The sequence below is a fragment of the uncultured Agrococcus sp. genome, from assembly GCF_945915485.1.
In the GTDB taxonomy this organism is placed as follows: domain Bacteria; phylum Actinomycetota; class Actinomycetes; order Actinomycetales; family Microbacteriaceae; genus Agrococcus.
This window is the reverse complement of sequence record NZ_CAMEFJ010000042.1, coordinates 1-20,324: the sequence shown is the minus strand read 5'-3', so window position 1 is coordinate 20,324 and position 20,324 is coordinate 1. Positions and strand designations below refer to the sequence as shown.

General features: G+C 64.0%; 16 protein-coding genes and 1 pseudogene. 12 read left to right on the top strand and 5 right to left on the bottom strand.

Annotated elements, in window-relative coordinates; genetic code table 11:
- Nucleotides 1-46: 46 nt before the first annotated feature.
- Nucleotides 47-1,114 carry an AI-2E family transporter gene (locus Q0O95_RS08325; RefSeq protein ID WP_293697309.1) on the bottom strand — a complete coding sequence of 356 codons (1,068 nt, stop codon included), beginning with the start codon at nt 1,112-1,114 and terminating at the stop codon, nt 47-49.
- A gap of 180 nt (nt 1,115-1,294) precedes the next feature.
- Between Q0O95_RS08325 and Q0O95_RS08320 the strand changes: the two genes are divergently transcribed.
- The 3 genes from Q0O95_RS08320 to Q0O95_RS08310 are packed head-to-tail and all read left to right on the top strand — an operon-like array spanning nt 1,295 to nt 4,099.
- Nucleotides 1,295-2,107, top strand: a complete 813-nt coding sequence (locus Q0O95_RS08320; protein WP_293697307.1) for a hypothetical protein — start codon at nt 1,295-1,297, stop codon at nt 2,105-2,107.
- Complete coding sequence (locus Q0O95_RS08315; RefSeq protein WP_293697305.1) at nt 2,100-3,188, top strand: hypothetical protein; 1,089 nt, start codon at nt 2,100-2,102, stop codon at nt 3,186-3,188. Before Q0O95_RS08320 ends, Q0O95_RS08315 begins: the two co-directional genes overlap by 8 nt.
- A complete protein-coding gene (locus Q0O95_RS08310) occupies nt 3,188-4,099 on the top strand; it encodes a tetratricopeptide repeat protein (RefSeq protein WP_293697303.1) in 912 nt (303 codons plus the stop codon). Before Q0O95_RS08315 ends, Q0O95_RS08310 begins: the two co-directional genes overlap by 1 nt.
- Here the strand turns inward: Q0O95_RS08310 and glgB are convergent.
- Both glgB and Q0O95_RS08300 read right to left on the bottom strand, forming a co-directional pair.
- Entirely contained in the window at nt 4,096-6,261 is a 2,166-nt protein-coding gene (glgB, locus tag Q0O95_RS08305; protein ID WP_293697301.1) for a 1,4-alpha-glucan branching protein GlgB, read from the bottom strand. The two genes, Q0O95_RS08310 and glgB, sit on opposite strands and share 4 nt — an antisense overlap.
- A gap of 7 nt (nt 6,262-6,268) precedes the next feature.
- Nucleotides 6,269-8,272 carry an alpha-1,4-glucan--maltose-1-phosphate maltosyltransferase gene (locus Q0O95_RS08300; protein WP_293697300.1) on the bottom strand — a complete coding sequence of 668 codons (2,004 nt, stop codon included), beginning with the start codon at nt 8,270-8,272 and terminating at the stop codon, nt 6,269-6,271.
- A 17-nt stretch (nt 8,273-8,289) separates the two neighbouring features.
- On the opposite strand from Q0O95_RS08300, the gene glgP reads away from it, so the two are divergent.
- The gene (gene glgP / locus Q0O95_RS08295; protein ID WP_293697299.1) at nt 8,290-10,827 is read left to right on the top strand and encodes an alpha-glucan family phosphorylase; all 2,538 of its coding nucleotides are present in this window, start codon (nt 8,290-8,292) and stop codon (nt 10,825-10,827) included.
- A 15-nt stretch (nt 10,828-10,842) separates the two neighbouring features.
- On the opposite strand, the gene Q0O95_RS08290 is transcribed toward glgP, so the two are convergent.
- Nucleotides 10,843-12,987, bottom strand: coding sequence for an alpha-amylase family glycosyl hydrolase (locus tag Q0O95_RS08290; protein WP_293697298.1), 2,145 nt, complete (start codon nt 12,985-12,987; stop codon nt 10,843-10,845).
- Between the two features lie 19 nt (nt 12,988-13,006).
- On the opposite strand from Q0O95_RS08290, the gene Q0O95_RS08285 reads away from it, so the two are divergent.
- The 7 genes from Q0O95_RS08285 to Q0O95_RS08255 all read left to right on the top strand — a co-directional run bounded on the left by Q0O95_RS08285 (nt 13,007) and on the right by Q0O95_RS08255 (nt 19,629).
- Nucleotides 13,007-14,122, top strand: coding sequence for a cysteine desulfurase family protein (locus Q0O95_RS08285; protein WP_293697297.1), 1,116 nt, complete (start codon nt 13,007-13,009; stop codon nt 14,120-14,122).
- 35 nt (nt 14,123-14,157) lie between these two features.
- A complete protein-coding gene (mnmA, locus tag Q0O95_RS08280; RefSeq protein WP_293697296.1) occupies nt 14,158-15,261 on the top strand; it encodes a tRNA 2-thiouridine(34) synthase MnmA in 1,104 nt (367 codons plus the stop codon).
- 254 nt (nt 15,262-15,515) lie between these two features.
- The gene (locus Q0O95_RS08275; RefSeq protein WP_293697295.1) at nt 15,516-16,439 is read left to right on the top strand and encodes an ABC transporter ATP-binding protein; all 924 of its coding nucleotides are present in this window, start codon (nt 15,516-15,518) and stop codon (nt 16,437-16,439) included.
- On the top strand, nt 16,436-17,176 hold the full coding sequence (locus Q0O95_RS08270) for an ABC transporter permease (protein WP_293697294.1): 741 nt from the start codon (nt 16,436-16,438) through the stop codon (nt 17,174-17,176). The genes Q0O95_RS08275 and Q0O95_RS08270 overlap by 4 nt, the downstream gene beginning before the upstream one ends.
- 3 nt (nt 17,177-17,179) lie before the next feature.
- Complete coding sequence (locus Q0O95_RS08265; RefSeq protein ID WP_293697293.1) at nt 17,180-18,454, top strand: sensor histidine kinase; 1,275 nt, start codon at nt 17,180-17,182, stop codon at nt 18,452-18,454.
- Nucleotides 18,451-19,080 carry a response regulator transcription factor gene (locus Q0O95_RS08260; RefSeq protein WP_293697292.1) on the top strand — a complete coding sequence of 210 codons (630 nt, stop codon included), beginning with the start codon at nt 18,451-18,453 and terminating at the stop codon, nt 19,078-19,080. The genes Q0O95_RS08265 and Q0O95_RS08260 overlap by 4 nt, the downstream gene beginning before the upstream one ends.
- A 30-nt stretch (nt 19,081-19,110) precedes the next feature.
- Complete coding sequence (locus Q0O95_RS08255) at nt 19,111-19,629, top strand: phosphoribosyltransferase (RefSeq protein ID WP_293697291.1); 519 nt, start codon at nt 19,111-19,113, stop codon at nt 19,627-19,629.
- On the opposite strand, the gene Q0O95_RS08250 is transcribed toward Q0O95_RS08255, so the two are convergent.
- On the bottom strand, nt 19,598-19,969 hold the full coding sequence (locus Q0O95_RS08250) for a PH domain-containing protein (protein ID WP_293697290.1): 372 nt from the start codon (nt 19,967-19,969) through the stop codon (nt 19,598-19,600). The two genes, Q0O95_RS08255 and Q0O95_RS08250, sit on opposite strands and share 32 nt — an antisense overlap.
- A gap of 53 nt (nt 19,970-20,022) precedes the next feature.
- Here Q0O95_RS08250 and Q0O95_RS08245 point away from each other — a divergent pair.
- A pseudogene (locus Q0O95_RS08245) lies at nt 20,023-20,324 on the top strand (NAD-dependent DNA ligase LigA); the annotation flags it as partial.

The following is a 20,324-nucleotide window of genomic DNA, read 5'->3' as shown; positions in this document are numbered from 1 at the left end:
GCGGAGCGAATTCGTGCAGGGGAGGATCGAAGAGAGTAGGTTCTCTCTAGCGAGCGGCTTGTCTGGGTAATACATACTCCTTCAGAATCAGCTGCACGGCTGCGGCAAGGGGCACCGCGACGAGTGCTCCCAGAATCCCCAGCAGTGAACCGCCGACGAGCGCTGCAACGACAACCACAACCGGCGGAATCCGCACGGCTCGCTTCATGATCTGCGGGCTGATCCCGTACGCCTCGACCTGCATGTAGATGAGGTAGTAGCCGAGAATCCAGAGAGCCTTGATCGGGTCGTCCAGCAGCGCAACGAGTCCGCTGATCACAATGGATGCCGTGATCGTGCCGACGAGAGGAATAAGCGATGCGACGAACGCCATGAACGCGAACACGGCGGCTAGCTCGACCTGCGCGATCGTCAGCACGATGAAGGAGAGAATACCGTTCGTGAGGCCGAGGAAGAACTGCCCCATGACGAATCTGCCGACTGATGACATGATCTGCTCCGCGACCGACTCGAACTTGGGTCTGCGGGATGCCGGGATCAGTTTGTAGAAACTTGCCTTCATCGTGGGCATCGAGCCCACGAAGAAGAGCATGAGCACGACGACGATGAACGTGCTGCCTGCCGCGAAGGCAATCTGACCGAGAGCGCCGAAGACTCCTTGCACGATGGTCGCCAGCCATGGAGGCAATGATGTCCAAGTTTCCGGAGCACCCAGTGTTTCAATGGTCGTGGCGACGAGACCGTCTACATCGATAGCGGGAAAGGAGTCCTGCAACCACTCTCTGACGTCGTCGAGCGCTCCGTGCTGGATGTTGTCAACGATGCTCTGCACGAGCTGTGAGAACTGCCCGACGATAACCGGAATGATGATGAGCATCAGCCCGGTGAGCGCGCCGAGGATGACGACGACGAGTGTCAGCAGCGCCGCCCAGCGTGGGAGGCCCCTCCTGATCAAGAACTGCACGGCCGGCTCGACACCCAGTGCGATGAAGATTGCCGCGAACGCGTACAACAGCACGGTCTGCACTTGCACGACCGCCGTACCGATGGCGATTGCGAGCAGCACACCAAGGCCACCCAGCAGCCCGATCTGAAAGGCGTTCTTGATCTTCACGGATCCCCGATCGCTATGCGTCAACCATGAGCCACGGGCAGATATAGCCCCGCTACGCAAGCCTACGGTACTCTGGAATATTGCAAGCGATTCGTGGCGCCTGAAACACGTCAGCGCACGGCCCATCGCTTGCCTCCGTGTGAAGGGAAGAATCAGCTCTTGCGTTATGTGCTTTCGGCAGTGAGTCTCGCTCTTGCGCTGCTATTTTTCGCGCTGGGAGTTGGCCAGCGTACCATCTGGGCGCCGCCGGATTCTTACGAGCAGAGTGTCGCGGAAGAAGTCACGACGCCTGTTCTACTGCTCGACAACACTGTCATGACCTATCACGACGGAGCCGAAACCCTCGAGATCACGGCGGACGGCCCCATCACGGTCATCGTCGCGAGAACCCACGATCTGCAGGGTTGGATCGGCGAGACCCCTTACACGCTCGCAACCGGTGGCGAGAACGAGACCGCTGAGCTCGAAGTGTTCGACGAGGGTGACCTCGGCCTGCCGGGCAACCTCGACAACGATCTGTGGCAGGAGTTCTTGCAGGAAGACGGTGAGGTCTCCCTGCCCATGGATCTGCCCCTCGGCACCTCGGTCGCCGTCATCGGTGACGGAGAGGAGGCGGCTCCTAGTGACGTCCGAGTCGTATGGCCCAACGCCGCAACGTATCCGCTGTTCGGACCGTTCATGACGGCCGGCTTCGTGTTGCTCGCGTTCTCGCTGTTGTTCCTCGCGATCGGTCTTTCGAATCATCGCAGGAAGCGTGGTCCGCAACGCGCCACCGCCAAGGCCATCACTCGACGCGAACGAAGGGCCATCGCGAAGGGCAAAACCCCGGCAGTCACCCCTGCGCGTCAAGAGCAGCTGACGGAGGCTCCGGCACCCGAGGCTCCTCACAGCGACGACCGGGCATCCGGCGCAGAGCCGACCGGGTCGCAGGAGGCAACATCCTCCGACACAGAAGACCGGGCAGAGCGATCAGAAGGGGAGGATCGTGCGTAAACGTAACATCCGCACTCTCATACTCGGCGTCGCCGCAGCGGCAGCACTGAGCCTCTCGATCTCGGCATGCTCGCCGGAGTACTGGCCGGCTTCCGAGACGGAAGAGACTGCAACGCCGGGAACAACCCCGCAGCCATCCGTGCTCGAAGACACGCTCCCGAAGCCGTCCGTGACGGTGCAGCAGTTCGAACGGGTTCTCGAAAGCACGCGCGAGGTCTTCTCTCAAGCCGACGAGGAGCGCGACGCTGACTTGCTGTCGAGCCGCGCTGCCGGTGCCGTGCTCGAAGCGCGCACCGTGAACTATCAAGCACGTGAAGAGGACGACGACATCGATGCCTTCGCGGGCATTCCGGACGGCGAAATTCAACTGATTCTGCCCGAGCAGAACGAGCAGTGGCCCCGCCACGTGCTTGCCATCGTCGGGTGGCAGGACGACTCACAGGTGCCCGAGGCGCTCGTGTTCCGTCAGTCCGACGCCAGGGCGGGCTTCAAGCTCGTGTATCAGGTGTACCTGCAGGCCGGCGTTCAGCTGCCCGAGGTCGCGGCGAGCCAGGTCGGAGCGCCCGTCATCTCGACCGAGTCGGAGCTCACGGTCATGCAGCCGCAAAACGTTCCTGGCGCGTACGCCGACATCTTTACCGAGGGCGAGGATGCGGAGCACTACGCGGCCTTCGAGAGCGACCCTGACGAGTTGCGCTCGAGCCTCGGCTACACACACAAGCAGGACCAGTACGTCGACAACGACAACTATGAACTCGTCGACTTCGAGTTTCTGAACAGCGAAGGATCATCGCCGGTCATCTCGATGAGCACGAATGATGGCGGCGCTATCGTCGCAGGGTCCTTCTCGGAGAGCATCGAATTCAACCCGACGGAAGACGGTGTGACCGTATCGCCGCCTGAGGGATCCTCGCTGAGCGCTCTGCTCGGAGGGGAGGACGGATTCACTTCGGGATTCTCGCGTACCGACGAGTATCAGGTGCTGTTCTACGTCCCGGCCGGTTCGCGGGGCGACGACGCACCGCTGATCACGGTGCTCGGGTACAACGCCGCACTGGTAGGAGCAGAGGAGCTGGATTGATGAACGAACAGTTGCCACCGTCCATAGCAGGAGCAGTCGACCTGTCGTCGCTTGCACAACAGCGTCAGCCCCAGGAGGGTGATCAGCAGGGGCAGTCGAGTCAGCTGATCATCGATGTCACGGAAGCCGACTTCGAGCAGGCAGTGCAGCTGTCGACGCGCGTGCCGGTCATCGTGGACCTGTGGGCAGACTGGAGTGAGCCGTCCAAGCAGCTGACTCCTGCGCTGGAGGAGTTGATTGCAGAGTATGCAGGCAGACTCGTTCTCGCCAAGATCGACGCCGACAAAAATCCGCAGATCGCGCAGGCGTTCCAGGCGCAAACGGTCCCTACCGTCATCGCACTGATCGGTGGCCGCCCGGCGCCGCTGTTCACGGGAGCCGTGCCGAAGGAACAGATCCGGGATGTGTTCGAGCAGGTGCTGCAGATCGCCGAACAGCAGGGTGTTACCGGCACCGTCCCCACGGAAGAGCAACAGCAGGAGGAGCCGGCTGAGAAGCCGCTGCCACCGCTGCACCAGGAAGCGTTCGACGCTCTGGAACGCGGTGACCTTGCGGCCGCCCGTGACGCGTACGACAGAGCGCTCAAGGAGAACCCGGGTGATGACGACGCAGTAGCAGGTCTCGCGCAGGTTGGTCTGCTGCAGCGTCTCGAGGGGAAGACGCTCGATGATATCCGTGCCGCGGCGGCAGCGAATCCCTCGGATCTGGATGCGCAGCTTGCGGTCGCTGACCTGGATGTTTCCGGCGGGCACGTCGAGGATGCCTTCGACCGGCTGCTGACGGCATTCCCGGTCGCCGGTGATGCCAAGAACTCGGTTCGGGAGCGCCTCCTGGAGCTGTTCCTGGTCGTTGGGCACGACGACCCGCGGGTGATCACAGCACGTCGCAGGCTGACGACCCTGCTCTTCTAGTCGCCGGCCGGAGCGAAGTACACGCCACCGAAGGGCGGAACGCGGACGGTCGCGAACGCGCCCTCCGGGCTCTCGTGCGCGTCCACGGCACCCAGATTACCGACACCTGAGCCACCGAACTCGACGGCGTCGGAGTTCAGGAGTTCCTGCCAGCGGCCGGCGCGGGGGAGGGCGAGCCGATAGTCGTCGACCGGTCGACCCGAGAAGTTGTGCACACACGTGACGGGGTCGCCGTCACGGCTCCAGCGAGTGAAGGCGATGACGTTGTCTCCTGCATTGCCGCCGTCGATCCAGGAAAAGCCCGCTGCTTCGTTGTCGCGTGACCACAGGGCCGGCTGATCGCGGTAGACCCGATTCAACTCTCGCACGAGAGACTGCAGCCCGGAGTGCAGCGGCTGGTCGAGCAACCACCAGTCGAGGCTGCGGGCTTCGCTCCATTCGCTCAGCTGCCCGAACTCTTGCCCCATGAAGAGCAGCTGCTTGCCGGGGTGCGCCCACATGAACGTCAGATACCCGCGCACATTCGCGATGCGCTGCCAGTGATCTCCCGGCATCTTTGCGGCGAGCGAGCCCTTGCCGTGCACGACCTCGTCGTGACTGATCGGCAGCACGAAGCTCTCGCTGAACGCGTAGAGGAACGAGAAGGTGATCTCGCCGTGGTGGTAGGCCCTGTGCACGGGATCGCGTTGTACGTACTGCAGCGAGTCGTGCATCCAGCCCATGTTCCACTTCGCGCCGAAACCGATGCCGCCGTGATCCGTCGGGTGCGTTATGCCTGCGAACGAGGTTGATTCCTCCGCGATCATGATGACGCCCGGGTAGCGTTTGTAGACGGTCGCGTTGACCTCTTTCAGGAACTCGATGGCATCGAGATTCTCGCGACCGCCGAACTGGTTCGGCAGCCATTCGCCCTCTTCGCGCGAGTAGTCGAGGTAGAGCATCGACGCGACGGCGTCAACACGCAACCCGTCGATGTGGAACTCTTCGAACCAGTAGTTCGCGTTCGCTACCAGGAAGTTCTTCACTTCCTTGCGGCCGTAGTCGAAGATGAGCGTGCCCCAGTCGGGATGCTCGCCGCGGCGCGGGTCGGGATGCTCGAAACAGGGCTGTCCATCGAAGTTCGCCAGCGCCCATTCGTCCTTCGGGAAGTGTGCGGGAACCCAGTCGAGGATGACGCCGAAGCCCGCACGGTGCAGGCGATCGATCAGATACCTGAGGTCGTCGGGCGACCCCCAACGCGCAGAGGGTGCGTAATAGCCGGTGACCTGGTAACCCCAGGACGGGCCGTACGGGTGCTCGGCGAGCGGCATGAACTCCACGTGCGTGAAACCGGTGTCGGCGAGGTAGTCGATGAGGTCGTCTGCGATCGACCGATAGCTGCGGCCGTCCCGCCATGACCCCAAGTGCATCTCGTAGATCGACATCGGGCCTTCGTGCGGATCAGCCGATTTCCTCGCGCTCATCCACTCGTCGTCGCTCCATTCGAAGCGGCTGTCGTGCACGATGGATGCCGTCGCCGGCGCCTCTTCGGCTCGCCTCGCGAACGGGTCGGCCTTCTCCACCCAGCCGTCTGCGCCCAGCAGCGTGAACTTGTAGCGGTGACCGGAGTGCGCCTGGGGTACGAAGAGCTCCCAGATGCCGCTCGAGCCCATCGTCCGCAGGGCGTGACCGGTTCCGTCCCAATTGTTGAAGTCGCCACACACGCGCACGGCCCTGGCGTGCGGTGCCCAGACGGTGAACGACACGCCCTCGACGCCCTCGTGCTCCATGACCCGGGCGCCGAGTTCGCGCCACGCTTCCTCGAGCCTGCCTTCGCCCCACAGGTGCAGTGCGAACTCGCCGATCGTCGGGGTGAACCGATAGGGGTCCTGCGCGGACCAGCGGCTGCCGTCGTCGTACTCGGTCGTCACCGTGTAGTCGGTGACGGGGCCCGGAATCGCCGCTTGCCATACCCCGACTCCGAGGTGCTCCGCGTCGTACTGCGATTCGCCGCTCTCGATGATGACGCGAGCGGCGAGGTGCCGAACAACCCTGACCACGTGGCCGGATTCGACCTCGTGCGCGCCGAGCACACTGTGGGGTGCCGGGTCGGAGCCGTACGCGAAGCGATCGAGATCGCCCTGACTGAACTGCTGCTGAGGGTCGTGCGGGAGGTCGGGCATGGCGCTCCTAGCGGCTCTTGCGTTGCACACGGACGATGTGCGCCGGCTCGACGAACGAATCGAGTCGAACGTAGTTGTCGCGGCCCCACTCCCACGATTCGCCAGTGACGAGATCGTGGGCGGTGAACCCGTCCGTCGCGTCGAGCCCGATCGCTTCCATATCGAGGTGGATGAGCGTCTGCCTGGCGGAGTGCGGGTCGACGTTGACGACGACGATCACGGTGTCGGGCTCGCCGTTCTCGGTGAAACGGCCCTCGATGTGCTTGGAGAACACCAGAATCGCCTCGTCGTCCGAAGCGTGCACGTGGGTTCCGCGAGGCTGTGCGATTGCGGGATGGGCGGCGCGGATGCCGTTCAGCATGGTGATGTACGGCTCGATCGTGATGCGTCCGGTCGGCGGCTTCGTCCAGCTGCGGTCCTTGTACTCGTACTTCTCGTTGTCGATGTTCTCTTCCGCGCCGGGGCGGGCAACGTTCTCGATGAGCTCGTAACCGGTGTACATTCCCCAGGAAGGACAGGCGATGGCTGCGATTGCCGCGCGGATCTTATAGGCGGGAACACCGCCGAATTGCAGATACTCGGTCAAGATGTCCGGCGTGTTCACCCAGAAGTTGGGACGGAACCAGTCGGCCTGACGCCCGGAAACCTCCCTGAGGTACTCCTCGAGCTCGGTCTTCGTGTTCCGCCAGGTGAAGTAGGTGTAGGACTGCTGGAAGCCCACCTTGCCGAGCGTCTGCATCATGGCGGGTCGTGTGAACGCCTCCGCCAGAAAGACGACGTCGGGGTGACGGTCGTTGACGACGCGGATGAGCCACTCCCAGAACCACACGGGTTTCGTGTGCGGATTATCGACCCGGAAGATCTGCACCCCGAGGCGGATCCACTGCTCGACGATTCTGAGCACTTCGGCTGCGAGCGACTCCGGGGCGTTGTCGAAGTTGATCGGATAGATGTCCTGGTATTTCTTCGGCGGATTCTCCGCGTACGCGATCGACCCGTCCGGCAGTGTCGTGAACCACTCCGGGTGCTCGCGCACCCACGGGTGATCCGGCGATGCCTGCAGCGCGAGATCCATGGCGATCTCGAGCCCCCGCTCACCTGCTTCGCGCACGAAAGCAGCGAAGTCGTCGATCGTGCCGAGATCGGGATGCACGGCATCGTGACCGCCCTCCGCCGCGCCGATCGCCCACGGGCTGCCCGGGTCACCATCGACGGTCGTCAGCGTGTTGTTCGGCCCCTTGCGGTTCGTCGTGCCAATCGGGTGAATGGGTGGGAGATAGACGACATCGAATCCCATGGAGGCAACGGCGGGGAGCCGCTTCGCCGCCGTTGCGAACGTGCCGGACACCCAGCCCTCCGCCGTTCGCTTCGCTCCTTCCGAGCGCGGGAAGAACTCGTACCACGCACCGACTCCGGCACGCTCGCGTTCGACCCCAAGACGCTGTTCCGCTGATCGGGTGACCAGCGAAATCGGCGGACGCTGGGCAACCGCCGCCGCGACCGCGTCGGACGAGGCCGCCTGCCACCGGTCTTTGGCCGGCCGTGTGCGGTCCTCGAGCAGGGCAATCACGTGTTCCTGCCCTCCGACCCTCTTCAGGAGCCCCGCCCCGATCTGCAGCATGAGCTCGCTGTCGACGTCTGCGCCGATCTTGATCTCGGCGTCGTGCATCCAGGTGGCCCATTCGTCGTGGTACGCCGTCACGAACCACGACCAGGTGCCCTGCGCATCCATGCGAACAACCGCCCGGAAACGGTCGGTGCCCGGCGCTACGAGCTCCATGGGGTGCTCGTACTCGGAACCGTCGGGTGCGGTGAGAGTCAGAAGCGCGCCGAGCTTGTCATGCCCCTCGCGAAACACCGTGGCTTCGAAGGGGACGATTTCGCCCACAACGGCCTTGGCAGGAAACTTCCCTCCCGGAACCCTTGGCGTGAGCTCGTCGATGGGGATTCTGCCCGTTACGGTGTGGAGCTTGGCGTTCACGCTCACAACGCTACCGGCTCGCATGTCCATCTCCTACAGTGAGTGGTGTGAAGGCAATCCGGAAACTCACCGTCCGTACCTCTCTGCCGGAGCGCCTCACGGCGCTCGAAGCGCTTGCAACGAATCTGCGCTGGTCATGGCACCAGCCGACGAGAGCGCTGTTTCGCGACATCTCGGTCGAAGGATGGCGTGCGACGGGCCACGATCCCGTACAGTTGCTCGGCTGGGTCGGGACGGAGCGACTGGACGAACTCGCCGACGACGCCGAATTCGTCGCGCGCGTCGATGAGCAGGCCGCCGACCTGCAGCACTACCTGCGGCAGGCAAGGTGGTACCAGTCCGTTGAGCGCGCACCGGAATCGATCGCCTACTTCTCGCCGGAATTCGGTATCACGAGCGCGCTGCCGCAGTACTCCGGGGGCCTCGGCATTCTCGCCGGCGACCACCTCAAGACGGCGAGCGATATGGGAGTCCCGGTCCTGGGCGTCGGACTGTTCTACCAGAGCGGCTACTTTCGACAGGAGATCTCGCAGGAGGGCTGGCAACACGAGTCGTACCCCGTGCTCGACCCGGATGGCCTGCCGCTGAAGATACTTCGCGAGCCCGACGGTACGGCGGCCGAGATATCGCTCGCGCTGCCGGAAGGACGACACCTGCGAGCCCGCATCTGGCAAGCGCTCATCGGCCGTGTCACGCTCCTGCTGCTCGATACGAGCGTGCAAGAGAACGAGCCGGATCTGCGGGCGATCAGCGATCGACTCTACGGCGGCGGGGGAGAACACCGGCTCCGGCAGGAACTCCTGCTCGGTATCGGCGGTGTGCGCGCGATCATGAAGTTCGCGGAGATCACGGGAGCAGCACTGCCTACGGTGTTTCACTCCAACGAGGGTCACGCCGGTTTTCTCGGCATCGAACGGATGTCCCGGCTCGTTGCTGAGGGGCTCACTTTCGACGAAGCGCTTGCCGTCGTCCGCGCGGGCACGGTGTTCACGGTACACACGCCCGTGCCGGCGGGCATCGATCGATTCGACATGCAACTGGTGCGAGAGCACCTGACGGGCGACCTGGTTCCAGGGCTCGAAACCGAAAGAATCCTCGCGCTCGGAGCGGAGGAAGACCCGAACGTTTTCAATATGGCTCACCTCGGTTTCTCGCTGGCGCAGCGGGCGAACGGTGTCGCGAAGTTGCACGGAGAAGTCGCGAGATCGATGTTCGCGGAGCTCTGGCACGGTTTCGACGCGGCTGAAGTGCCGATCACGTCCGTTACGAACGGCGTGCACGCACCGACCTGGACGGCCGTACCGATGAAGCGTCTCGCGCATGACGTGCTTGGAACGGCGGAGTCGTCGAAAGCGGACTGGGCAAGCGAAGCCCTCTCCGACGAGACGCTCTGGAACGTGCGTCGAGAAATGCGCGAGCACCTCGTCGAGGAAGCAAGAGCGCGGACTGCGGCGAGGTTGGAGCGAACGGATGGCGCGGCTCCCGTCTGGGCATCCAGGATCCTGGATCCCGATATCCTCACGATCGGGTTCGCGCGACGGGGAGCAACTTACAAACGACTGACGCTCATGTTGAACGACCCCGAGCGACTGAAGCAGCTGCTGACGCATCCCGAACGTCCCGTGCAGATCATCGTCGCGGGCAAGGCGCATCCCGCCGATGATGCGGGGAAGAGCCTCATTCAACAGCTCGTCAGCTTCGCGAAGGATCCCGAGGTTCGAGAGCGCCTCGTCTTTCTTGAGAACTACGACATCTCGATGGCGAAGTCGCTGTACCCCGGCTGCGACATCTGGCTCAACAACCCGCTGCGCCCCATGGAGGCGTGCGGCACGAGCGGTATGAAGGCAGCCCTCAACGGGTCGCTCAATCTCTCCATCCTCGATGGCTGGTGGGACGAATACTCGGACGGCAAGAACGGCTGGGACATCCCGTCCTCCGGCGAGCACATTGCAGAACACGAACGGGATGCGCAGGAAGCGGCTGCGTTCTACGATCTGGTCGAGCACGAGATCGCGCCAAGGTTCTACGATCGCGACGGCCAAGGGGTTCCTCGCGCGTGGGTCGGTCAGGTACGGCACACGCTGTCGACCCTGAGCCCGGAAGTCTCCTCCGAACGCATGATGACGGAGTACGTCGAGCGCCTCTACGTGCCCGCTGCTGACGCCGTCGATGCGATGACGGCAGACGGATACCGCACTGCTCGCGAATTCGCGCCATGGGCCCAAAGGGTGCGCTCAGGCTGGAACGATGTTTCCATCGATCGAATCGCGGTACGCGGAGTCGACCGCGTGCCCACGGTCGGTGACACCATTCGGGCGCGGGTTCTCGTCGAGCTCGGGTCGCTGGAGCCGGACGACGTGCTGATAGAAGCCGTTGCCGGCCGCACGGACGCCGACGGAAATCTGAGCGGCACGGAACGATTCGCGCTCGAGTTCGCCGGTGACGAGAACGGCAAGCGGGTGTTCGAGGCAGCCATTCCGCTCGAACGCGCGGGCACGTTCGGGTACACGGTGCGGGCGTTACCGAAGCATCACGCGCTCTCCGATGTCGCGGAGATGGGGCTCGTCGAGTACGCGCGGGGCTGATCCCGGCCGCTGAAATCAGCCGAGCGAATTCGCGTCGAGCGAGCTGGGCGGGCTCGCGGGCGCGGTGTTGCGCCGGTACACCGTGTCAGCTCTGCGGACGTTGTGCTCATCGTGCTGATCGTGCTCCACGCGATAGATTTGCAAGCTCATAGAGCGAACCTCAACCGATTCTCCCGGCAATCGCTGCTCTTCGTGCTGGATGTCATCCGCCGAATCGAACACCTTCGTGAGCGTGCGCATGTGGTCACCGGAGGGCAGCACGACCTGCCGGTCTCCCAGACTCGCGTGCACGACGACGAGTGTGCGCGCGAACGGCTCATCGACGGGAGTGCTGGAGACGAGGTACTGCAGTGTTCGCTCGTCGTGACGCTCCCAGTCCTCCTGCGACATCGTCTCCCCGAACGCGTTCAACCAGAGGATCTGGCTCGAGTGCGCGAGCTTCTTGTCCTCAAGGGCGAACTCGACGGGTCGCAGCGCCGCCGACGCGCGACGGATCGCCAGCAGCAGCTTCGTGCTCTCGAACAGCTCGCGCTGCCACGGCTTCCTGTCATCCCACTGCATCCACGTGAGTGCGGAGTCCTGGTTGTATGCATTGTTGTTGCCGCGCTGCGTTCGACCCCACTCGTCACCGGCGGTGATCATCGGAACCCCGGCCGACAGCAGCAGGCTCCCCATCAGGTTGCGCATGGAGGTGCGACGTCGGTGGTTCACACCCTCGTCATCGGTGGAGCCCTCCTGACCGTGATTGAACGACCGATTGTCATCGGATCCGTCACGGTTGTCTTCGCCGTTGCCGAGATTGTGCTTGTCGTCGAACGCCGTGAGATCCGCCAGCGTGAAACCGTCGTGGGCCGTGACGAAATTGACAGAGGCGAGTGGTCCGCGTTCGGCCTCGAATATGCCTGAGCTGCCGGAGATGGCGTGACCGTACGCTCCCGTTCCCGACGTCGCTGCACCAGTCTGTTCCAGAACCCGCAGATCGGTGAGCCAGAAATCGCGCAGCGTGTCGCGGTAGCGGTCGTTCCACTCCGCGAACCCGGCGGGGAAGCTGCCTGTCTGCCAGCCGCCCATCCCGACGTCCCAGGGCTCCGCGATCATCGTGATGCCGGCCAGCTGCTCGTCGCTGACGATGCGCTGCAGCAGCGGATGCTCCGCGGTGAACTCGTGCCCTGCATCACGACCGAGAGTCGCAGCCAGATCGAACCGGAATCCGTCGATCTGCGTTTCGTTCGCCCAGTATCGGAGCGAATCCATAACGAGCCCGGCAGCAGCGGGGGTCGACGTGTTCAGCGCGTTGCCGACACCCGTCACGTCGATGTAGTCACCGTCGGGTGTCTGCCGGTAGTAGCTTGCGTTGTCGATCAGCCGCAGACTCGTCGAGGCGCCGCCGATGCCCTCTTCGCTCGTGTGGTTGTAGACGACATCGAGATAGACCTTGAGGTCGGCCTCGTGCAGCAGCTTCACCATGCCCTTGAACTCGCGCAGCACGCCTCCCGTTCCGTCGAACTGTGCGGAGCGGGATGCGTAGAGCGCGTGCGGCGTAAAGAAGTTCAGGGTGTTGTAGCCCCAGTAGTTGACGCGACCCTGACGCACGAGCCGCTGCTCGGAGACGAACTGCTGAATCGGCAGCAGCTGAACGGTCGTGACCCCCAGATCCTGCAGATATTCGATGGAGGAGGGATGCGCGAGACCCGCGTACGTGCCGCGCAGGTGCTCCGGAATCCTGCGGTTGAGTTGCGAGAATCCCTTGACGTGGGTCTCGTAGACTACCTCGCGGTCCAGCGAAATCGCAGGGCGTCGGGCGCCGGCCCAATCGAACGATCGGTCGATGACGGTTGCCCTGTACTCGCCTCGACGAGTGCGGATGATCCCTTTCGCGTGCGGGGGGAGAGCGTTACGCGTGAAATCGAACCGATGGGTTGGCCCCGCTGGGCCATCGACGCCTATCGCGTACGGGGTGGCTGTCTCGAGCAGGTCTGTGTCGATGCGCCATACCCCGTCGTCATCGCACTCCATGGGCAGGCGCTGACGCAGCCAGTCAGGGTCCTCGACATCGAAGATCCGGAGCTCCATCGCTGTGGCGTGCGCGCTCCACACTGCGAGTGTTCGGCCGCCGGCCGACTGGTGCAGGCCCAGTTCGCGTGAGAAATCGTCTGGCACGCGTTCTATCGTAGAGGCGATGAACGATTTGCCCCGCTACTTCGACCACGCGGCGACCTCGCCGCTACGGGAGCGCGCTCGTGAAGCCATGCTGACTCTCGGGCCACTCGCGAATCCCGCCTCGACCCACAGGGCGGGCCAACGTGCCTCAGCACTGCTGGAGGAGGCACGCGAACGCATTGCGGCGTGCGTGGATGCACACCCGACCGAAGTCGTTCTCCTAAGCGGCGGAACAGAAGCCGTGAATCTCGGGTTGAAGGGCCTGTGGCTGTCGCGAAACCAAGGGCGCGACGCAGTCGTTTCGGCGGCAATAGAACACGCAGCGACAATGGACTCCCTCGAATGGCTCGAACGGCAGGGCGCCACGGTGCACACGGTCGGATGCTCGCCAGATTCCGTCACGCACACCGACGTGGACCTCGGCTCCGCGGCGATGGCAACGATCTCCTGGGCGAACAACGAAACCGGCGTCCTGCAACCGGTCGAACCGTGGGCGGCAGCAGCGGACGAAGCGCGAGTTCCCCTGCACGTTGACGCCATCGCTGCCCTCGGGCACGTCCCCGTTGCGTTCCGGGCAAGTGGTGCGACGTGCATGTCGATCGCCGCGCACAAGGTCGGCGGACCAGTGGGCGCAGGTGCGCTGCTGGTGTCTCGCGCAGCGAAACTGACACCGCTACTGCACGGAGGAGGGCAGCAACGCGGCTTGCGATCCGGCACGGGAGACGTCGCCGGTGCCATCGGCTTCGCCGTCGCCCTTGAAGACGCGCTCGCCGAACTCGAACAGGAGCGGCTGCGCCTCTCGGCGTTCGCGGCACGCATTCGCGAGGCGGCCAAACGGCCGGGCGTGAGGATCACGGGGGAGACCGCGGAAAGGCTGCCGGGAACCGTGCACCTGACGGTAGACGGCGCCAATGCCGAAGCCCTCACGTTCCTGCTCGACGGTTTCGACATCCAGGCATCGAACGGGTCGGCCTGCACGGCAGGCGTTGTGCAGGAATCCCACGTCGTCCGCGCTATGGGCGTCTCGGGAGCCCCGCTGAGGCTGTCGATGGGATGGTCGACGACGGAGCAGGATGCGGACGCGCTCGTCAAAGCGCTGCCGGACGTGATCGAGCGGGCACGAGCGAGTCGCTGAAACCGGGCTTGCGCCGGTTCGATAACCTGGATGCTATGCGAGTTTTAGCAGCCATGAGCGGAGGCGTGGATTCAGCCGTTGCCGCAGCGCGCGCGGTCGACGCCGGACACGATGTCGTCGGCGTGCACCTAGCGCTGTCGCGGATGCCGGGCACGCTTCGCACCGGCGCTCGCGGGTGCTGCACGATCGAAGATTCCATGGACGCTCGTCGAGTCGCGACCGCGCTCGACATCCCCTACTACGTCTGGGACTTCTCGGAGCGGTTCCAGGCAGACGTCATCGACGATTTCCTCTCGGAGTACGCGGAGGGCAGGACACCGAACCCGTGTCTTCGGTGCAACGAGAAGATCAAGTTCGAGGCACTGCTCGACCGTGCCGTCGATCTCGGATTCGACAAGGTCGTGACGGGCCACTACGCACGTGTCGACGACGGAGCGAACGGCATCGAACTGCACAGGGCATCCGACGAGGCGAAAGACCAGTCGTACGTGCTGGCCGTACTGAACGAGCAGCAGCTGGAGCACTGCTGGTTCCCGCTCGCCGACACGCCGACGAAGGAACTCGTGCGCCAGGAGGCCGAGCAGCGCGGATTCGCACTCGCTCGCAAGCCCGACAGCCACGACATCTGCTTCATCCCCGACGGCGACACCCGCGGATACCTCAACGAGAAGTTGGGGACGTCACCCGGCGAGATCGTCGATCAGGAAGGCGAAGTCGTCGGAGAGCACGACGGCGCGCACGGTTACACGGTCGGCCAGCGGAAGGGCCTGCGTATCGGGCGTCCGGCATCCGACGGCAAGCCCCGGTTCGTGCTCGAGCTCCGCCCCAAGGAACGCCAGGTCGTCGTCGGGCCGAAGGAGTCGCTCGGTGTTACGACAGTCGCGGGCGAGCGCATTTCCTGGGCGGGCCGCCGCCCGGAAGGTCTCGAAGACGGGCTGGACGTGCACGTGCAGATCCGCGCTCACGCCGACCCCGTGCCGGCGTTCGCGACCTTGGAGGGGGAGGAACTCGTCATCCGCCCTGAGGACCCGCTGTTCGGCGTCGCAACAGGACAATCAGCGGTGATCTACGCGGGAACCCGCGTGCTCGGCCAGGTCACGATGGATCGCACCGAGCGCGTCGAACCGGCCACGGTGTAGCCCCGGCTATTCGTCGAGCCGCAGTTCACGCTGGAGGGCTCGAGACCCGTCGAAGACGCTGCAGTCGCCCAGCAGTGCTGCAAGCGTGATCGTGCAGGGATTCGGGTGTCGGCGCCGCACCCCTTCGCATATTCAGGCCGTACACGGTTCGTCACCGCATCGACCGTTCGGTTGATATCCGTATCCGCCCTGGACGGCAATCGTGTAGCCCCTCGGTCGATCCGAGAGAACGGGCGCGCGAGCACGCTGGTCGTATGGCAATTATTGAAGTGGACGGACTGACCAAACGCTATGGCGAGCACACCACCGTGAACGGTGTGACCTTCTCAGTAGACCGGGGCGAGATCTTCGGCATCATGGGCCCCAATGGTGCGGGGAAGACGACTACCGTCGAGTGCATCGCGGGTCTCCGCAGACGGGATGCAGGCACCGTCAGAGTTGGAGGTGTCGACCCTGAACGAGACGGTGCAGCGCTGCGCAAGCTCTTGGGTGCGCAACTGCAGGAGAGCGAGCTCCCGGACCGCATTCGGGTCGGTGAGGCTATGCGACTCTACAGCTCGTTCTACGGGAATCCGGTGGACTGGCGGGAGCTGCTGCGTGCCCTCGGCCTCGCGGAAAAGACGAAGACGCAGTTCCGCAGACTCTCCGGCGGGCAGAAGCAGCGACTCTCGGTGGCGCTCGCGCTCGTGGGGGATCCACGCGTGGTCGTGCTGGATGAGCTTACGACGGGCCTGGACCCGCAAGCGAGGCGGGGTGTCTGGGAGCTCGTAGAACGCATCCGTGATCGCGGCGTGACGGTGCTGCTCGTCACGCACTTCATGGAGGAGGCGGAACGGCTCTGCGATCGACTGACCGTGATTGACAGGGGCCGGGTTGTCGCGACCGACACACCCGCGGCATTGATCGAGAGCGCCGGAGCCATGCAGACCATTCGATTCCGCCCCTCCGCGCCCCTCGACCCCGGCGCTTTGGAAGCGCTGCCGGAGGTGACCGCGATTGAACGAGCAGGAGAGCAATTCGTCGTCATCGGAAGCGGCAACGTCATAGCGCCCGTAACCGCGTTGTTGAGTTCGCTGGGAGTCGAAGCTCGCGAGCTGCGCGTGGAGGGAACGACCCTCGAAGACGCTTACGTTCGCTTGACAGGACAATCAGCAGGGAGAACAGGAGACGGATCATGAATGCACTTGCGAGACTGACCGGAACGGAGACCAAGCTCTTTCTGCGGGAGCCGATCGGCGTGATCTTCGCGCTCGTGCTGCCACCGGCACTCCTGATCATCCTCGGCTTGATCCCGGCATTCAGAGAAGTGAAGCCGGAGCTGGACGGGCTGCGCGTCATCGACGTGTACACGCCGATCGTCATCGCCCTCGGAATAGCGACCCTGGCGCTCACGAACCTGCCACAGCAACTGGCCACGTACCGGGAACGGGGCATCCTGCGTCGGATGCGCACGACTCCTGTAACTCCCGCTACGTTGCTGGGAGCCCAGCTGCTCATGTCGATGATGGTGTCGCTTGTGACGATGGCGGTGCTGCTCGCGATCGCGAGGTTCGCCTTCGCGGTGCCGCTGCCGGATGCCCCGTTCGCATTCTTCTTGGCCTTCGTGCTCAGCGCGGCAGCGATGTTCTCGGTCGGGCTGCTCGTTGCGGCCCTTGCGCCCGGTGCTTCGAGCGCGAGCGCCATGGGGCTCGTCCTGTTCTTCGCCATGCTGTTCTTCGCCGGGCTCTGGATCTCGCGGAATGCAATGCACGATGTTCTCAGGACCATCAGCGACTTCACCCCATTGGGCGCGGGCGTACAATCGTTGCACGATGCCGCAGCAGGGAACTGGCCGAGTCTGCTCCACATTCTCGTCGTTCTCGGATGGACGATTGTGGCGGGAGGCTTGGCGGCACGGCTCTTCCGCTGGGAGTAGGGTATGAGCGTCGAAGCTCGGTTGCGCGAGGAGTTCGATCGCTGGGAGCGGCAGCAGACCGTCGTCACGAAGGCGCTGCCGTACCTGCTCCTCGCTATCAGCGCGATGATCACGCTGCTGCTGTGGGACGTCTTCGAGAACGCCCCTCTTGCGCTCGCACTCTCGGCGGCAGCCGCCGCCTGGCTGTTATGGATCAAATTCCTGCCGGCGAAGGCGCAGGAGAACAGCTGGCTGATGGCGCTGCACTATGCGGGACTCTTGCTGCTGTCCGCCGCTCTCGTCGTGCTGGCGGCCTGGTATGGCATTTTCGCGTTCGTCGGTTATGTTCACGCATTCTTGTTCCTGCGAGGTGCCTGGCGCTACGTCGGGGTGATCATCACGTCGATGATCATGTCCGTCTCCTACATAGGGGGTGTCGAAAGGATCCGAGCCGAGGAATGGTGGCTGTGGCCCGCGATCTGCCTTGTGAGCATCGGGCTTTCGGTCATCTTCTTCTTCGCCGCCGAGACGAGCGACCGGCAGGCGCTGAAGCAGAAGCGAGCCCTCGCGGAGTTGCACGAGGCCAATGTGAAGCTCGCCGCTGCTCTCGAGGAGAACGCAGCACTGCACGCACGCCTGCTCGTCCACGCGCGTCGCTCCGGCGTCATGGACGAACGGCAGCGAATGGCTTCCGAGATCCACGACACACTGGCGCAAAGCCTGGCGGGCATCCTTACGCAGCTGCAGGCCGCTGAACAGACACTGGATGACCGGAGGAGGCTGGGGAAGCACTTGACGAATGCGATCGGCCTGGCGCGTGAGAGCCTCGCGGAGGCGCGAAGAACCGTGCACGCCGTCGAGCCGGCCGCCCTCGCCGAATCGAGACTGCCAGATGCGATCGACGACTGCATCGAGCGCTGGTCGGCGACAACGGGCATCGACGTGTCCCTCGTGACGACCGGCGACTCGAGACCGCTGCACTCCGACGTGGAAATCACGCTGTTGAGGGCAGCGCAGGAGGCGCTCACGAACGTTTCGAAGCACGCAGGGGCGAGTCGCGTTGGCCTTACGCTTTCGTACATGGACGATGTCATCAGCCTCGATGTTCGCGACGACGGAAGCGGCTTCGATCCGGGCGCCGCGCCGAGCGAAAACGGACCAGACGGTGGCTTCGGGCTGATCAGCATGCGGAAGCGCATCCAGCGTCTCGCGGGCCGCCTCGAGATCGAGACACGCCCCGGAGCGGGTACCGCGCTCTCGGCGTCGCTGCCCGCGATTCCGGTAGGGGGAGCGCTGTGATCTCGCTCGTGATCGTCGACGACCATCCAATCGTGCGCGACGGGCTCAGGAGCCTGTTCGACGCCGACCCTCGTTTCGAGGTCATCGGCGAAGCAGCGGATGGCGGAACGGCGATCGGGGTCGTCCAGCGGTTGCGTCCGGATGTCGTGCTCATGGATCTGCGGATGCCGGGAGGCGGTGGCGCGAGGGCCATCGCGGAACTCGCCCAACGCGGGGTGCCATCGCGTGTTCTCGTGCTCACGACGTATGACACGGATGCCGATGTGCTGCCGGCGATCGAAGCGGGGGCGAGCGGCTACTTGCTGAAGGACACCCCGAAGGAGGAACTCTTCGGTGCGGTGGAAGAAGTGGCGCAGGGGCGCTCCGTGCTCGCTCCGGCCGTCGCCTCCAAGCTCATGGGCAGTATGCGAAGGAGCACGAACGAGGTGCTGTCCCGGCGCGAGCGCGAGGTGCTGGAGCTCGTGGCAGAGGGGTCATCGAACCGGCAGGCGGCAGAGCGCTTGTTCGTCAGTGAAGCGACCGTGAAGACGCATCTGCTGCACATCTATGCGAAGCTCGGGGTCAACGACCGGGCGGCCGCGGTTGCGGTGGGCTTCTCGCGGGGGTATCTGCTGCCGCGAGAGTAGCAGGGCCGAGTATCGCACTAGCATGCTGCTATGGCGTACCACGCAGACTCCTCGGAACTCGAGACCAAAGAGGTGCTCACCTGGGATCGCTTCGGATCGGCCGGCAGAGAGCTCGCCCAAGCCGTCGTCGATTCCGGGTTCGAGCCGGAAATCATCATCGCGGTGGCCAGGGGAGGGTTGTTGCCCGCCGGGCACCTCAGCTATGCGCTCGGCGTGAAGCTCTCCGACGCCATCAACGTGGAGTTTTACACCGATGTGCACGAAACGCTCCCTGACCCCGTTCTGCTTGAGCCGCTGCTCGATACGGACGCCATTCGCGGTAAGAAGCTGCTCGTCGTCGATGACGTCGCGGATTCCGGACGCACACTCGCTCTCGTACTCGAACTGCTGAGCAGGCAGGGAGCGGAGTGCAGATCTGCCGTGCTCTATGCGAAGAGCAAATCGGTTGTCGACCCCGACTACGTGTGGAAGCGCACCGACGAGTGGATCGTCTTCCCGTGGTCGGTCGAGCCTCCCGTCAGTGCGGTTGCAGCACCGCCCATGCGATGAGGCTGTCGATACGCCGCACGTCCGCGCCCTTCGAAAGTTTCACTTTTATGTGCCCGGCACGGGTCCAGAGTTCGATCTCGGAGTTCCAGTCCAGTCTGCCGGCATTCTCCGATGACCACATGTTGATCGTGTTGTACGGCAGGGAATAGATTTCGATCTTCTTTCCGGTGAGCCCTTGAGCGTCCCGTACGATGAGACGCTTCGTTGTGAAGGTCGCCGAGTCCCGAAACGTTCGAAACGCGGTGATCGCCTGTTCGCCTTGAACAAGCAGTGCTTGAACATCGTGCGGAACCGGAATCTCCTGTTGCAGCGTCCACGTGAGAATTGGTGCAGTTTCCATGTCCTGATTATGGTCGCGCGCGAGTCGGGTTTCCAGTCGCGATAATGGATGCCATGACTGACTTCGAATCGGCCCGTGCTCGGGCCGAAGAACTCGCTGCAGAGATCGAACGACACAGAGAGCTCTACCACGTGCAGGATGCTCCGACGATTACCGATCGGGACTTCGACGCACTGCTGGTCGAACTGCAGGAGATCGAGGGAGAGCATCCCGAACTCGTTTCGCAGGATTCTCCGACGCAGACGGTCGGGGGACACGTTGGCAGGGGGTTTCCGTCGCTTCGGCACGCGGAACGCATGCTGTCGCTCGACAATGTGTTCTCGCGGGATGAGCTTGCCGCCTGGCTGGCGAAGAC